The following is a 15,291-nucleotide window of genomic DNA, read 5'->3' as shown; positions in this document are numbered from 1 at the left end:
GATGGCGTCAGGCCTTCTCGGGCAGGACGATGGAATACCAGTGGCGGTTTTCCACCTCGTGCACGAGGGAGGCGTGCACGTGTTTCAGCTGCGTGTACTCGTCGAGCGCATATCGGCCTATCTCGCGCCCAAAGCCGCTCATCTTGTAACCGCCGAACGGCGCGTCACTGCGGAACATGTGCCAATCGTTCACCCAAATGGTTCCTGCTCGAATTGCGCGCGCGACGCGATAGGCCTGGTTGAGATCGCGCGTCCAGACGCCGCCCGCGAGCCCATACACGGTGTCGTTGGCCAGCCGCACCGCCTCGTCCACGTCTCGCGCCTTCATGACCGCGAGCACGGGACCGAAGATCTCCTCCTGTGCAATCTTCATGCGGTTGTCGACGTCCGCGAAGATGGTAGGCTGGACGAAATACCCGTCTTCGAGCCCTGGCACCTCTGCGCGCGAACCGCCGCACACGAGGCGCGCTCCCTCCTGTTTGCCGGACTCGATATAACCCAGGATGGACTTGAGCTGTGTCTCCGAGATGATGGGCCCCATGCCCACCTTGTCGTCAAGCGGGTTGCCGAGTTTGATCCGCGAAGCCATCTCCGCCAGTCGGTTCACGACTTCTTCGTAGATCTCTTCGTGGACAATCACGCGCGTCCCGCACTCACACACCTGGCCGCTGTGCAGGAAGACGCCAAACAGGATGCCGGGAATGGCGAGATCCAGATCCGCATCCGGCAGTACAATAGCCGGCGACTTGCCGCCCAACTCCAGCGTCACGCGCTTCACGCCCTGGGCGGCGAGTTGCATGATGCGCTTGCCGACCTCGGTGGATCCGGTGAAGGCAATTTTGTCGACCTCCGGGTGGGTGACCAACGCTTCGCCCACGGACGATCCCGGCCCGGTGACCACGTTGAACACGCCCTTCGGCAGCCCGGCCTTCACGGCGAGCTCGGCCAGCTTGAGCGTGGAAAGCGGCGTGTTGGACGCCGGCTTGATGACGATGGAGTTGCCCATGGCGAGCGCGGGCGCCAATTTCCACATCGCGAGGATGAGCGGATAGTTCCACGCCGTGATGCCCGCACAGACGCCGACCGGTTCTCTCCACACCTGGTTGTGGCTCGGCGCCGGAAACGGACGCAGCGGAAGCGTCTTCGCGTATTCGTACTCCTGCGCGAACTTGGCCGTCTGCTGCAACAGGTCGACAATGAGCAGCATATCCGCGTTCGAAACGCGCCTGACCGTCGCGCCGGAGGTCAGGATCTCGAGAAACGCTATTTCCTGCGCATGGGCTACGATCTCGTCCGCGAACCGAAGCAAAACCTGAGCCCGCTCGTGCGGCTTTGCGCGCGACCACTCGCCGGATTCAAAAGCCCGCCGAGCGCTTCGCACCGCGCGGTCCACGTCTCGAACGTCCGACTTGGCCACGCGCGCGCAAGGCTGACCCGTAGCGGGATTCACCACCTCGAACATCTCGCCGCTTTCCGCAGGCGTGTACTCGCCGTCGATGAACATGCCGTACTCGGGGAGCCTCACACTCGTCATGACCATGGCTGTTCCTCCCTTGTCATTTCGCCGCAGCCTTGCGCACGACTCGGCACCGCGTGCTGGGGGACGACGTGCTCCTCAATGAGCGCCCGCAGCGCCTGGACCTGCTGCTTCAGAGCTTCCAACTCGCCCCGCATGCGAGCTAACTCGGCGCCATCCGCCTGTGCACGCTTCTGTCGCTCCATGCGCATCTGCATGAACCACTTGAAAAGGATCTGATTGGAATAGTCCTGGGTGATCATGTCGCGCAAAGCGTCCTCCAACGTCTCGCGCTTGCCCTTTGGGCCGTGATCGCGCCCGTACAGGAGGTGCTTCTCCAGGATCTTCGGGATATCCGGATTGTTGGGTCCGCCAGACTGGCGGTAAAACGCCTCGATGCGCTTTTGAATCGTCAACTGCTCCTGCGCCTCGCGCGATAAGTTTCCCGTCTCACGCGTGCCGCCGCGGGCTGGCATGGAATCCCTTGACTGAAACTGCACCGCCATACACATCCCCTCCGCCGCTGTTCAGATTCGCTTCTTGGATCGGATGGTGCTCCACAGCGCTGAGAGTCCGAGGGCCACGCTGGCCGCTACGCCACCCCAGCCGAGATCGACAATCCCGCCATGCGCATCCGGCCGCGTGTCAGCAAAGGCGAGCAGGATGGCGCCGCCGAGGAAGAACGTCCCCGACATGGTGGCCAGAAGCAACTTGTTGACTACGCGGTGCAGCGTGCGCACGGCCTGGTGAGACAACTGGGCATCCAGGTTGACGCGGAAGTCGTTCCATTCGAAGTGCTCGAGGATCTTATTGAGGCGCCGCGGCAGCGTCGCAGTGAGTTTGGCGAACTCAGCCGCAAAGCTGGCGTTGGTGTGATAGTTGAAGCGGCGCATCATCCAGCGTCGCAGGATCTGGACGTCCGCAATCTCGACCAGTTGGTGATACGAGATCTCGGGGCAAAGCCAGCGCGCGGTGCCTTCCGCCGCGGAAAAACCCTTGGTCCAGAGCGCCAAGCCGTTCGGAATTCGGCAGTAGTTTTTGGCCGCAATCACGATGGTGCTGAGCAGGAGGTTGCCCCAGTTGTAGTAGCTGGCCTGCGTGCTGTTGGTGTAGTGGATGAGCAAGGAGCGCAGTTGATCCCGCAGGCGGACGAGATCGGTGTACCGAGTCGGTTCGTAGATGTCGAGCAGGGCCTCGATGGCGTCCTCCTGCTGGTTGACGCGCACGTGCATGAGCATGCGGAAGATGGCCTCCGTGTGCGCCGCGTCCATCCGCCCCACCAGGCCCCAGTCGAGGATGGCGATGCGCTTGGTCCGCTTATCCACCATCAGGTTGGATGCGTGTGGGTCCGCGTGGTAATTCCCTTCGACAAACGCTTTCACGTAGTAATGCGCGAGATCCGTCATGCGCTCCAAGCGCTCTTCAAAGGTGAAGAAGTCGACGGGAAAGTCTTTCAGATTCCACCCATCGATGAACTCCATCACCAGCACGCGCTGCGTGACGTGGTACACCTCAGGGATGTACAAGGTTTCAAACTCCTGGACCATGCCGCGCTGCTCTTCCATGATTTCCGCCTCGCGGCGCAGGTCCAGCTCGTTCATGGTGCTGCTGTAGTAGTCTTCAATAATGCCGTTTAAATCAATGGAAACCTCGAGTTGCGGCGGAAGCAATTTCTGCAAGCGCCCGACGAGCTTGCGCACGTTGTTGATGTCCACTTGGAACAGTCTGTCGACGAGCGGCCGGACAATCTTGACCGCGGCCATCCGGCCATCGGCCAGCTGAGCGCGATACACTTGCGCCAGCGAAGCCGAACCAAGCGGATTCGGGTCAATCCAGCGAAACACGTCAGCCCAATTGGGGATCTCGTCCTCGAGCACGGCCATCATGTAGTGAAAAGGCAGCGGGGGCACGCTGTCGAGGAGGTAGGCCAGCTCCGCCGTCACCGCTTCGGGTAACAGCTCCTGCCGCGTCATGATGACCTGCCCGAGCTTGATAAATGTGGGGCCGAGTTCTTCAAACGCCGCGCGCAGGCGTTGACCCAAGAGGCGCTGACGGGCCTCTTCGTCTCGGCTCCTATCGCGGAGCGCATGCAGCACGCCGTGCTTTACAAGCGCTTTCACCACCTCGCGCTGGCGCCTGCTCGGCGTGATCTTCCGGCGCTCCCGCTCGATGAACCGCCGCGCTCGCTCCAGCTCGTTTCTCTCTTCGGTATTCAGCGCAACCGCCATGGGACACGCACCCCCTCGCGAGTCGCCATGCCTCCCGTACAAGCCTTTGGGCCTGCACTAGGGACACGCGCCACGACACTTATCTTTCTTGGAGTATACAATCCGAAATAGTCTGCCTATATCCCGAGAACCGGGGGAATTCGGGTGAACCCCCCCATGACGAGGGGGGATCTTCACCCTCCGTTCGTTGTGCGCGGACCGTGAAGAAAGCGGGTGTGGACGATGTACCGGAGGGGCGCGAACCCGATGTAGTCAAAAGGCCAACAGGTCTGAAGTGTCAAAGTCTCTCGTGGCGTCGGTGCGGTCACGGCGGTGTCGGTCGGCGGGACGATTTGTGCACCCGTCACCTGATAGGTGAACGTCCCGTAGGGCGTTTCAAATTCGACGAGATCGCCTACGTGCAGGCGGCTCAGGACGTGAAACACCGTGTCGCGGTGTCCCGCGACGTACACGTTGTTGCCCTGCCCGGGGAGAGCGGAGGCCGGATCGTGCCCAGCGCCAAGCGCCAGATCTGCCCACGAATCCCCTTGGACGACAGGCACGCGCACGCCTTCGGCTGGAAAGACGAGTTCACCAATCTTTCGTCCCGGCTGCGGCGGAGGCATCCAAAGCGGGACATCGTTAGCACCTTGGCCGATAGCGCGTGGCCCGGGCTGATAGGCGGGGAGGGGGCGGTGGTTCACCCAGGCGGTCTCCCACAAATAGGCCCATCCTGCGTCACCCGCCATCACGGCCCCGATGAGCGCCAGAAGAAGCGGAACGGCCCGCGCGCCGAGCGCGAGCCGCCGCATCTGCTTCGCCTTCATCACTCACACCATCCAACGCCGCGTCCACCGCCACACGGGAACAGCGGAACCGCCCCCGAGCATCAACAGGGCGAGGCCCAACGCAATCCAGAGCGGGAGGCGTGTGGACGTCTGGGGCAGCAGTCCTCCGGGCACTTTCGGAAGCTGCGCCGACACGATGATGTGGCCCGGTGCGGTGCCATCAACAGGCCGAGGCCCAACGCAATCCAGAGAGGAAGCCGCGTGGACGTCTGAGGCAGCAGTCCTCCGGGCACCTTCGGCAGCTGGGCCGACACAATGATGTGCCCTGGTGTGCTGCCCGTGGTGCCCGTGGTGCCCGTGGTGCCCGTGGTGCCCGTGGTGCCCGTGGTGCCCGTGGTGCCCGTGGTGCCCGTGGTGCCCGTGGTGCCCGTGGTGCCCGTGGTGCCCGTGGTGCCCGTGGTGCCCGTGGTGCCCGTGGTGCCCGTGGTGCCCGTGGTGCCCGTGGTGCCCGTGGTGCCCGTGGTGCCCGTGGTGCCCGTGGTGCCCGTGGTGCCCGTGGTGCCCGTGGTGCCCGTGGTGCCCGTGGTGCCCGTGCTGCCCGTGCTGCCCGTGCTGCCCGTGGTGCCCGTGGTGCCCGTGCTGCCCGTGCTGCCCGTGCTGCCCGTGCTGCCCGTGCTGCCCGTGCTGCCCGTGCTGCCCGTGGTGCCCGTGGTGCCCGTGGTGCCCGTGGTGCCCGTGGTGCCCGTGGTGCCCGTGGTGCCCGTGGTGCCCGTGGTGCCCGTGGTGCCCGTGGTGCCCGTGGTGCCCGTGCTGCCCGTGCTGCCCGTGCTGCCCGTGCTGCCCGTGCTGCCCGTGCTGCCCGTGCTATCTGTGCTGCCTGTGCTGCCTGTGCTGCCTGTGCTGCCCGTGCTGCCTGTGCTGCCCGTGCTGCCTGTGCTGCCTGTGCTGCCTGTGCTGCCCGTGCTCCCTGTGCTGCCCGTGCTGCCCGTGCTGCCCGTGCTGCCCGTGCTGCCGACGTTCACAGCAATTCCGCCGAGCGAGCCTTGGGCAGAAGCACCACCGCCTGACGAGCCCACGTTCGCACCCACGCCCACTGCGCCGCTCCCGCTCGCGCTGCCGCCCGACGAGCCCACGTTCACACCCGCGCCCACCACGCTGCCGCTTCCGGTAGACGCCCCTCCTGACGACAAGCCATTCAGTGCAATGCCAAGCGGCCCACTCGCCGTCGCACTCCCGCCCGAAGACAGCGCATTCACGGCGATCCCGACCGGACTATCCGCCGCTGCGCTCCCACCTGTGGCAAGTGCGTTGACCGAGACGCCCACCGGGCCCGACGCCTGCGCCTGCCCGCCCGAAGCCAGCAGATTCAGGTCGATGCTCACCACGCCCTTGGACGTTGCCGACGTCCCACCGCCGCTCGATCCGGTCGAAGCGCCTAAACTTGAACCACCCGACGATGCGCTGGTTGCGTTTCCGCCCCCCTGACTGCTTCCGGTGGCCGCGCCTGCCCCACCCGAAGACGCTGCTAAACTCCCTCCGGAACCAGAATTTTCGTGAGACGAACCAATGGAGAGCCCGACGTTGAGAAGCCCCCCCGATCCCGGCGTTGAACTCGACGAGCTCGTCGGCAACAGATTCACCTGCACGCCGAGCCCTTGCGACCCGCCCAGGTTCAGATTCAGCCCCAGGAGTCCCCCCTGCGACTCCGCTGCCGCTGATGTCGTCGCGGCGAAGGCCGAATGCCCACTCACTCCAAGCGCCACTGCGCCCACCGCGGTCCCCAAAACGACCGACCACGCCTTGTTCATGTCCACCCTTCCCTTCTCTTTTTCAGAGAATCGAATCGATTCTCACATTTGTGGAGGTAGCCTGCATTGTACGCCGCGCACGACGGTTCCAACATCCCTCGTCCTCGGCATCGCGCCTCCCGAAAATGAGGAAGCGGCTGTGGAGTCACAGCCGCTCAATCACCGTTCCCGTCGCCATCCCGAATCCGATGCACATCACTTGCAGGCCGTACCGCCCACCGGTGTCCTCCAGCTCGTGCAGGAGCGTCGTCATGATGCGCGCGCCGCTCGCCCCCAGCGGATGCCCGAGCGCGATGGCGCCGCCGCGCGGGTTCACCCTCGCCATGTCCGGCTCAATCTCCCGCTTCCAAGCGAGCACCACCGACGCAAACGCCTCGTTGATTTCGATCACGTCAATGTCCTCCAGCTTGAGCCCAGCGCGATCGAGCGCCTTTCTCGTGGCCGGAATGACACCTGTCAGCATGATGATCGGATCCACGCCCACCACCACGCGCGACACAATGCGCGCTCGAGGCTTCAGGCCGAGCTTGGCCGCTTTTTCTCCGGACATGAGGAGCACGGCCGCCGCGCCGTCCGAGATTTGGCTCGCGTTGCCCGCCGTGACGCGCCCATCCGGGCGAAACGACGGTTTAAGCCCAGCCAGCTTCTCCATGGACGTATCGCGGCGGATCCCTTCGTCGTGCGTCACCGTCACCTTCTCGGGGCCGACGTTCTCCACCGGCACCCGCTCCCGGTCGAACAGGCCCGCGTCCTCCGCCCTCGCCGCCTTCTGATGGCTCTCGAGCGAGAACGCATCCATCTCTTCGCGGCTGATTTGCCACTTGTCCGCGATCATCTCCGCCGAGAAACCCTGCGGTACAATCTGAAATCGCTTGGTGAGCGCCGTCGAGAACTTGCCGAGATCCGTGCCCATCGGCACCCGGCTCATGCTTTCCACGCCGCACGCAATGACCACGTCCATGTCACCGGCCAAAATGGCCTGCGCCGCGTTATGGATGGCCTGCTGACTCGAACCGCACATGCGGTTGAGCGAAAAGGAGGGAACCTCCACGGGAAGCCCGGCCGCCAGCACGGCCATCCGGCCGATGTTTCCGCCCTGCTCACCCGTCATCGTCACACAGCCCGTCACCACGTCCTCAATCTCCATCGGATCGAGCTGATTTCGCTCGACCAACGCCTTCAGCAAAGGCGCCAACAGATCCACCGGATGAACGGAAGACAGGCTCCCGTTCTTCCGGCCAATCGGCGTACGAATCGCGTCGACCATCACCACCTCGCGCTGCACGAGCACACCTCCTTTAGTTTTGGTCATCTGACCGCTCTCGTCATCTGGTCAGAACGTGAACAGGTCGATCCCGCCGCACACCGGAAGCCCCACGCCCGTGATGTAACGCGCCTTGTCGGAACACAGGAACACAATGGCGTTCGCCACGTCTTCGGGCTCACCAGGGCGACGGAAGGCGGTTCGCTGAATCATGCGCTCGTTCATCTGCTTGTTTCCCATGCGGAACGCCTCGGTGTTGATGATGCCTGGCACGATGGCGTTCACCGTGATGCCGTACCGCGCCCCCTCGAGCGCCATGCTCTTGGTGAAGCTGAGGATGCCGCCCTTGGTCGTGGCGTAGCTCGCCTGCCCGAAGCCGCCCTGGATGCCGACGATGGACGCCATGTTGATGATCCGGCCAAAGCCCTGCTCCTTCATGTAGGGCCACACGGCCTTCGTGCAGTTATACGTGCCCGTGAGATTCACGCGCAGGTCGCGCTCCCAAAGGTCGTCTCGCTGATTCTCAATCTGCGAGACGTGATCCAGCGTGCCCGCATTGTTGATGAGGATGTCGATCCGGCCGAGCTCTTCCTTGACGCGGGCAAACACCTCGCGGACCTGATCCCGATCCGTCACGTCCATCTTAATGGCGAACGACCGGCGGCCCATCTGGCGGATCTCCTCGGCGGTTTTCTCCGCGTACACCACCTTCGTGCTCTGCATCACTTGTGCCAACGGGCCGTACTGCTTGGCCGCCTGCGCGCTCGATTCGTCACTTTCAAGGAGAATATCGGTAATGACCACGTCCGCACCGGCCTCGGCCAGCGCGAGCGCGTCCGCGCGCCCGAGCCCACGCGAGGCACCGGTTACAACAGCGACCTTGCCCTTTAAGAGCTGATCCCACGACGACATGTTCCATCCCCCCGTGTTTCATGCTTTGGCCGCAGCGTCTTTAAGAAACTTCGCCGGGCGCTTCTGCAAGAAGGCCGCGATGCCTTCGAGCGGTTCGCCCGTGGTGAAGGTGCGCTCGAAGTTCTCCGCCTCGACGGCGAGGCCGTGATCGAGCGGAACGGCGGCGTCCATCGCCTGCTTGGCGAGGCCCATCGCGAATACCGCGCGCTCGCTCAGGCTCTCGGCGAACGCGATGACCTCCTCGCGCAGCCGCTCCGGCTCGACGGCCTTCGTGATGAGGCCGACGGCTTCCGCCTCCTCCTTCGACAGTCGCTTGGCGAAGAAGATGAGCTCCGTGGCCTTCGCGCGGCCGAGGAGCAGGGTCATGCGCTGCGTGCCGCCCGCGCCCGGGATGAGCCCGAGCGACACCTCGGTGAGCCCGATGGTCCCGCCGCTCATGAAGCGGAAGTCGCAGGCGAGCGCCAGCTCACAGCCACCGCCGAGCGCGTGCCCGTGAATGGCGGCAATCACCGGGCGGGGAAACTTCGCGATGCGATCGAACACGCGCTGCATCCGGCTCGCGGCGTCCCGGATGGCTCCTCCCTGTCCGGCGTACTTGCTCGCGTTTTGCGTCATCATCTTGAGATCCGCGCCTGCTACGAAGTTCTTCGGGTGATTCGAGCCGATGACCAGCACACGCGCGGATCGGTCCGCCTCGAGCTCCGTGAGGAGCTGGTCGAGATCGTCCACAAGCGCGTCGGAAATGGCGTTGGCCGGCGGATTGTCAATCGAGGCCCAGACCACACCCTTGTCGAGGCGCTCGAGTTGCAGCGTGGAATACGACACGGATCCACCTCCTTACAGCCGCAGGCCGTGCGGCTCGTACAGCCGCCGGGCCACAATGAGGTGTTGAATCTGGTTGGTCCCCTCGAAGATGTCGAACACCTTGACGTCTCGATACAGCTTCTCCACCAGGTGCCCATCGAGGCCAATGGGCCCCATAATCTCCAGGCAATCCGCGCACACTTCCAGCGAGATGCGCCCCGCGTGCGCCTTGCACATCGCTGCTTCCTTGGCGTTCGGCTGGCCGAGATCCGCCTTCCACGCGGCCTCCCAGGTCAAAAGCCTCGCGGCGTGAATCTTCGCGTCCATTTCGCCCAGCTTCGCGAGCACGTCGTGTCTCACGCGCTGCCCGCGGGGGTACTCCTGCTTCACGAATTCGAGCGTGTACTCGTATGCGGCGCGCGCGATGCCCACGGCCATCGCGGCCACGATGGGTCGGGTGCTGTCGAAGGTGGACATGGCGACGCGGAATCCCGACGATCCGGCACGGTTCTCGTAGTGCGCCTCGCCGCCGAGCAGGTTGTCGATGGGCACGAAGCAATCCTCGAACACGAGCTCTGCCGTTTCCGAGGCGCGCAGGCCCATCTTGTGCGCGACGCGGGTACAGGTGAATCCAGGCGTGCCCTTCTCCACGACAAACGCGCGGTGGCCCGCTCTGCCGAGCGACGGATCGACCGTGGCAAACGCCACCACCCAGGAGGCGCGGCCGCCGTTCGTGATGTACACCTTGTGGCCGTTGAGCACGTATCCTCCGTCCACTTTCTTGGCCGACGTCCGGATGCCCGACACGTCCGATCCAGCGCCTGGCTCGGTCAGCGCGTAGGCGCCCCAGCGCGGCTCCTCGCGCGTGAAGATGCCGAGAAACCGCTCCTTCTGCTCGGGCGTTCCCGTCGACATGACCGGCGGTCCGCCCAGGCCCGGCCCCGGCAGCGACAGCGCGATGGCCGGATCGCCCCAGGCAAGCTCTTCCGCCGCGATGACGCCAAGCCGGTTGGCCTGTCGCTCGCGCGGCTCCTTGCGAGGCGCGTCGTCCTCCTTCTTGCCGGCGTCCCCGCCAAAGTTGGACATGCTGAGCGTAATGCCCATGCGGTTCACCTTGCGCAGCCATTCGTCCGGCACGCGCTCTTCCTTGTCCGCGAGAAGCGAAATGGGCCGCATCTCGTGCTCCGCGAACCAGTGCACCATGTCGCGGACCTGCTTTTGCTGGGGACTGAGCTCGAAGTCAATCACACCAGGACACCTTCCTTCTCTGCGAGGCCCAGCGCGCGGCTTCCCGCCCGTTCAAACCACTCCATCTCTTTCCCGTACAGCACGGCCTGGGCCTGGGCGTCTCGCATCCACTTCTCGACCGGATACTCCTGCAGGTAGCCGGCGCCGCCCAGCATCTGCACACCCTGGTTCGTGACGAATCGCGCGCTGCGAAGCGCGTAGGCCAGGGCCCGCGACGCGTCCTGCATCGCCTCCGCTCCGCGGCTGTCCACGGCGTGTGCGGCCTGCCACACGAGGTTGCGGGCAGCCTCGGTCTCAATCGCCATATCCGCCACCGTGAAGGAAACGCCCTGGAATTTCGGAATCTCCTGGCCGAACGCCTTGCGCTGGCTCGTGTACTCGATGGTGTATTCCAGGGACGCGCGCATGACGCCGACGCACTTCGCGGCCTCGAGCACGGCCACGCGGGCCTTCGCGCCCGCAATCACTTGCTCGGCCTCGTCGCCGCGCAACAGCACGTCCTCGGGCCGGACGATGGTCCCCTCGAACCCGATTCTGCCGATGTGCGCGGCGAGCAGCCCGAGCCGCACATCTCCCGCGTCCTCCGACCACTCGGCCGCCGTCCGGTCGAGCCAGGCGACAATCGCCTCGCCCCCCGGCGCCAGGAAGCTCACGAGCAACTGATCCGCCCCGAGTGCCGAGCGCCGCGGAAACGCCACGCCTTCCAGCCGGAAACCGCTTCGCTCGACGATCACGGCGACCTCACCGGGTTCCACATGAATCCATGGAACCCGCTGCGCAGCGCCATCCGCCAGTTCGAGCCGCTCCGGGTGTGGGAGAAGCCGCATCACGGAAGCGCTGTCGCAAAGCCCGGGCATGCCTTGAACTATGCCGAGATCGCCAAAAGCGAGTGCCTCCAGGACCTGAACCTGCGAAACGAGGGGAAGTTCTGCGCCCGCGAGGCTCTCCGGAAGTTCAAGGGAGAGCAGGCCGAGATCGTGCGCCGCGGACACCACGTCATCGGAGGGCGTCCTAGCCTTTTCCGCGTCCCGCGCGGACTCGCGCAGGCGATTGCGGGCAAACTCGCCCGCCACCTCGACGAACGCGCGCTCCTCATCTGTCGGGAGAAATGAGATCATGGAATTCCCTCCTAAGGTCAAGCGAACTGAATGGTCTTGGCCATCTCCCGCAGCTTCTTTTTGTCCACCTTGCCGATGAGGTTTTTCGGCAAATACGGGACAAACTGAACCACCTTCGGCGTCTTGTACTTCGCGAGATGCTCTTGGCAGTACGCGATGAGCTCTTCCTCGGTCACGTCGGCGCCCTTCTTGCGCACGACGTAGGCCACGACTTCCTCGCCCATGCGCTCGGACGGCGCGCCCACCACCGCGACCTCTGCAACCGCTGGATGCTGACTGAGAAGTTCTTCGAGATCGCTCGGATAGATGTTGAAGCCCCCGCGGATGATCACGTCCTTCTTGCGATCCACGATGTACACGTACCCCTCTTCGTCGAGCCGCGCCATATCCCCCGTGAGCAGCCAGCCATTCCGGAACACCTTCTCCGTCTCCTCTGGCAGATTGTGATATCCTGGGGAGACGTTCGGACCGCGTACCGCCAACTCGCCGATCTCGCCGGGCGGGAGAGGATTGCCGTCGTCGTCAAGCACGGCCACCTCTACACCGGGAAGCGGAAGGCCGACGGAACCCGGCTTCGCGGGCTTGTCGAAACGGGGCGCCGTCACGACGGGCGCGGCCTCCGACAATCCATATCCCTGGAACACGAGGCAATGGAACTTTTCCTCGAACGCCTTGCGCACTGATTCGGGCAGCGGTGCGGAGCCCGAGATGCAGACCGAGAGCGAAGACAGGTCGTATTTGTCCGCGTCAGGATGGTGGAGGAGCGCGTGAAACATGGCGGGCACCGCCGTGAAGTGCGTCACGCGATAACGCTCAATGGCCTGAAACACCAGGACCGGATCGAAGTAGGGCAGCAGGACGTCCAGTTCGCCCAGGCAGAGCGCGGTGTTCATCATCGTGAAGCCGAAGGCGTGCGAGAGGGGCAGAATGCCGAGCCCAACCCGCTTCTCGACCTTCAACACGTACTGTTCGGCGAGATCGGCGGCGGCGCGCGCATTGGCACACAGGTTGTGATGCGTCAGAATGACGCCTTTCGGCTTGCCGGTGGTGCCGCTCGTGTACAGAATCACTGCGGGCTGATGGTCCTCCACCTGAACATTGGGGCGCTCCGCGGGATAGTGAGACAGGACGGTCTCGAAGCCTTCCACGCCCGCGTCGTCCACCGACCGAACCACCGGCGGATCGGCGAGGTCCTGAATGGCCTGCTGGATCTTGGGCTTCAGGACTTCGCAGGTGATCACGAGCTTGGGATTCGAATCCTGAATGATGTACCGCACCTCGGACGCCTGCAAGAGCGGCATCACAGGCACGGCCACAGCCCCCGCCTTGGCGATGGCGTAAAACGCAATCACCACCTCCGGGCGGTTGGGCATCGTCACCATCACCGCATCTCCGGGCCGAACGCCGAGCGCCTGCATGTGATGAGCCAACTGCGAGGACAGGGCCGCCAATTCCGCGTTGGTGTACACGCGCCCCTCGTACACCAGGGACTCGTACGTTCCGAACCGGCGCTGATTGTCCTCTAATAATTGAACGAGATTCATCTCTCATCTCGCCCTTCCGGAAATTTCTCACGGCGGACGCGCCGAGCCGCCCGCGCATCCTCCGATCCGCGGCCCGGCGCGCATGCCTGATCCAGTCCGTCAGTTGTTCGCGGCCGTGTAGGCGCTGAGCACGGTCTCCAGCTGCATCGCGAGGCCGAGATCGCCCTCGACGCGGAGCTTGCCGCTCATGAACGCGGCCGTGCCGTTCAGGTTGCCCTGCAGCATGTCCTTGAAGTCGTTCGAGTCCATCTCGAGCGTGCAGTTCGCGACCTCCTGCTCGCCCTCGACCGCGTACGCCTTGTCGGGTTTCAGAATGAGCTGATAGGTGCCGGGATCGTCACCGGTGATGTTGAATTGATAGACGGCCTCCAAGCCTCCGGTGCGCGAAGGATCTGCCGACAGCGCCTGGTTGATGAGATCGAAAATCTCCTTCGTCGACGGTGTGGTGGTCATGTTCATCGCCTCCTGAATCTTTCGATGGATGCGGGTGCGAAGCGAGTTCGCTTCAAAAACCCGTCCGGTCGTTGATGCCATTGTATCGCCTGGCAAGCGCTTTCCCATCCCGAGGAATCCGGGGAGTTGGGGGATGCCCTCCCCTGAACTCGGGGTCGCGAAACCCGGTTTGGCTACATCTCGGTGTAGAGGGGCTCTTCCTCGAGCTCGAGGGGAGCGTCCACCCGCGCCACGCCGGATCGAACTGCGGCTGCTTGCACGGCGCGGCTCACGGCCGGGACGACGTTCGGGTCGAACGGGCTCGGGATGATGTACTGTTCCGACAACTGCTCTTCCGGCACGCACTCGGCGATGGCAAGGGCCGCCGCCTGTTTCATCTCCTCCGTGATATCCCGCGCGCGGACATCCAGCGCGCCGCGGAACATACCGGGAAAACAGAGCACGTTGTTGATCTGATTCGGGTAGTCGGATCGTCCGGTCGCCATCACGCGCACGTGGCCCGCCGCCACCTCGGGGAGGATTTCCGGGATGGGATTCGCCATGGCAAACACAATGGGATCGCGCGCCATTTGTTTGACGTGATCGACGGTCAGGATGCCCGGGCCGGACACGCCGATGAACACGTCTGCGCCGCGAACGGCCTCTTCGAGGGTCCCGCGCCGATTCTCGAAGTTCGTGTTCTCCGCGTACCACTGCTTCACGGGGTTGCCATAGTGGCGGCCGCGCTCGATGATGCCTACGCGATCCACGCCGACGATATGCCCCACGCCGGCCGCAAGCAGGATCTTGGTGCACGCCACGCCCGCCGCGCCGACCCCCGCCACGACGACGGACACATCCTGCATCCGCTTGTTGACAATCTTCAGGGCATTGATGAGCCCAGCTAGCATGACGACCGCTGTGCCGTGCTGATCGTCGTGAAACACCGGAATGTCCAGCCGCTCCCGCAGGCGCTCCTCGATCTCGAAACACCGCGGCGACGAGATGTCCTCGAGGTTGATGCCGCCGAACGACGGCGCCATTCGCTCGACGGTTTCGACGATCTCGTCCACGTCCTGCGTGGCCAAGCAGATGGGGAAGGCATCCACGTCGGCGAACCGTTTGAACAGCATCGCCTTCCCTTCCATGACCGGCATGGCGGCCTCTGGTCCAATGTTGCCGAGGCCCAGCACGGCCGAACCGTCGCTCACGACCGCGACCGTATTCTTGCGGATGGTGAATTCGAAGGCGCGATCGCGGCAATCGCGAATGGCCTCGCACACGCGCGCCACCCCGGGCGTGTACACAACGGCCAAGTCGTCGCGATCGACCACGGGCACCTTCAGGTGGGTCGCGATTTTGCCCCCCATGTGAGCCAAAAACGTCCAATCCAGCGTTTCGAGGCGTTTCACACCCGGGACCTCGTCCAGCGCTTGTTCAACAGCGCTTACGTCGGCCTCGGCGTCGACCGCGACCGTGATGTCGCGCACGCTGTAATCCGCATGCAGCGCGCGGGTCTCCATGGCGACGATCTCGCCGCCAGCGCGCACAATGGCGCCATGCACCTCCCCGAGCGCCGCGCCCGCTTCCAAGCGAACGCGAAACAAAACTCGAACATTGCCGGCACGCGTCAGAGTCACGTTCCACTCC

At 64.3% G+C, this 15,291-nt stretch carries 14 protein-coding genes; 1 reads left to right on the top strand and 13 read right to left on the bottom strand.

The window, feature by feature from the left end; genetic code table 11:
- Positions 1-7 precede the first annotated feature (7 nt).
- The 5 genes from TC41_RS00870 to TC41_RS16625 form a co-directional block, all read right to left on the bottom strand.
- Positions 8-1,540: an aldehyde dehydrogenase family protein gene (locus TC41_RS00870; RefSeq protein ID WP_014463085.1), complete on the bottom strand. Its 1,533-nt coding sequence runs from the start codon at positions 1,538-1,540 to the stop codon at positions 8-10.
- The gene (locus tag TC41_RS00865; RefSeq protein ID WP_014463084.1) at positions 1,531-2,022 is read right to left on the bottom strand and encodes a hypothetical protein; all 492 of its coding nucleotides are present in this window, start codon (positions 2,020-2,022) and stop codon (positions 1,531-1,533) included. Before TC41_RS00865 ends, TC41_RS00870 begins: the two co-directional genes overlap by 10 nt.
- Before the next feature lie 21 nt (positions 2,023-2,043).
- The gene (locus tag TC41_RS00860; protein ID WP_014463083.1) at positions 2,044-3,744 is read right to left on the bottom strand and encodes an ABC1 kinase family protein; all 1,701 of its coding nucleotides are present in this window, start codon (positions 3,742-3,744) and stop codon (positions 2,044-2,046) included.
- Positions 3,745-3,917: 173 nt separating this feature from the next.
- Positions 3,918-4,550: a class D sortase gene (locus TC41_RS00855; protein ID WP_014463082.1), complete on the bottom strand. Its 633-nt coding sequence runs from the start codon at positions 4,548-4,550 to the stop codon at positions 3,918-3,920.
- A 3-nt stretch (positions 4,551-4,553) separates the two neighbouring features.
- Positions 4,554-4,706 carry a hypothetical protein gene (locus TC41_RS16625; RefSeq protein WP_193352811.1) on the bottom strand — a complete coding sequence of 51 codons (153 nt, stop codon included), beginning with the start codon at positions 4,704-4,706 and terminating at the stop codon, positions 4,554-4,556.
- Positions 4,707-4,841: 135 nt separating this feature from the next.
- Between TC41_RS16625 and TC41_RS16620 the strand changes: the two genes are divergently transcribed.
- A complete protein-coding gene (locus TC41_RS16620; protein WP_014463080.1) occupies positions 4,842-5,996 on the top strand; it encodes a hypothetical protein in 1,155 nt (384 codons plus the stop codon).
- 468 nt (positions 5,997-6,464) lie between these two features.
- Here the strand turns inward: TC41_RS16620 and TC41_RS00845 are convergent, their stop codons facing one another.
- From TC41_RS00845 to TC41_RS00810, 8 genes are all read right to left on the bottom strand, one after another.
- Complete coding sequence (locus TC41_RS00845) at positions 6,465-7,631, bottom strand: thiolase family protein (RefSeq protein ID WP_193352810.1); 1,167 nt, start codon at positions 7,629-7,631, stop codon at positions 6,465-6,467.
- A gap of 21 nt (positions 7,632-7,652) precedes the next feature.
- A complete protein-coding gene (locus TC41_RS00840) occupies positions 7,653-8,495 on the bottom strand; it encodes an SDR family NAD(P)-dependent oxidoreductase (protein WP_014463078.1) in 843 nt (280 codons plus the stop codon).
- A gap of 18 nt (positions 8,496-8,513) precedes the next feature.
- Positions 8,514-9,320 (bottom strand): enoyl-CoA hydratase/isomerase family protein, encoded by an 807-nt coding sequence (locus tag TC41_RS00835; RefSeq protein WP_014463077.1) that lies wholly within the window; start codon positions 9,318-9,320, stop codon positions 8,514-8,516.
- A gap of 12 nt (positions 9,321-9,332) precedes the next feature.
- Positions 9,333-10,547 (bottom strand): acyl-CoA dehydrogenase family protein, encoded by a 1,215-nt coding sequence (locus TC41_RS00830; RefSeq protein WP_014463076.1) that lies wholly within the window; start codon positions 10,545-10,547, stop codon positions 9,333-9,335.
- Entirely contained in the window at positions 10,544-11,665 is a 1,122-nt protein-coding gene (locus tag TC41_RS00825; RefSeq protein WP_014463075.1) for an acyl-CoA dehydrogenase family protein, read from the bottom strand. Before TC41_RS00825 ends, TC41_RS00830 begins: the two co-directional genes overlap by 4 nt.
- Positions 11,666-11,682: 17 nt before the next feature.
- On the bottom strand, positions 11,683-13,209 hold the full coding sequence (locus tag TC41_RS00820) for a long-chain-fatty-acid--CoA ligase (protein ID WP_014463074.1): 1,527 nt from the start codon (positions 13,207-13,209) through the stop codon (positions 11,683-11,685).
- Between the two features lie 99 nt (positions 13,210-13,308).
- Positions 13,309-13,662 carry an SCP2 sterol-binding domain-containing protein gene (locus TC41_RS00815; RefSeq protein ID WP_008341152.1) on the bottom strand — a complete coding sequence of 118 codons (354 nt, stop codon included), beginning with the start codon at positions 13,660-13,662 and terminating at the stop codon, positions 13,309-13,311.
- A gap of 173 nt (positions 13,663-13,835) precedes the next feature.
- Entirely contained in the window at positions 13,836-15,281 is a 1,446-nt protein-coding gene (locus tag TC41_RS00810) for an NAD-dependent malic enzyme (protein WP_374952858.1), read from the bottom strand.
- Positions 15,282-15,291: the final 10 nt, after the last annotated feature.

It is taken from the genome of Alicyclobacillus acidocaldarius subsp. acidocaldarius Tc-4-1 (assembly GCF_000219875.1).
GTDB lineage: Bacteria > Bacillota > Bacilli > Alicyclobacillales > Alicyclobacillaceae > Alicyclobacillus > Alicyclobacillus acidocaldarius_A.
This window is presented reverse-complemented; position numbering and strand designations above follow the sequence as displayed.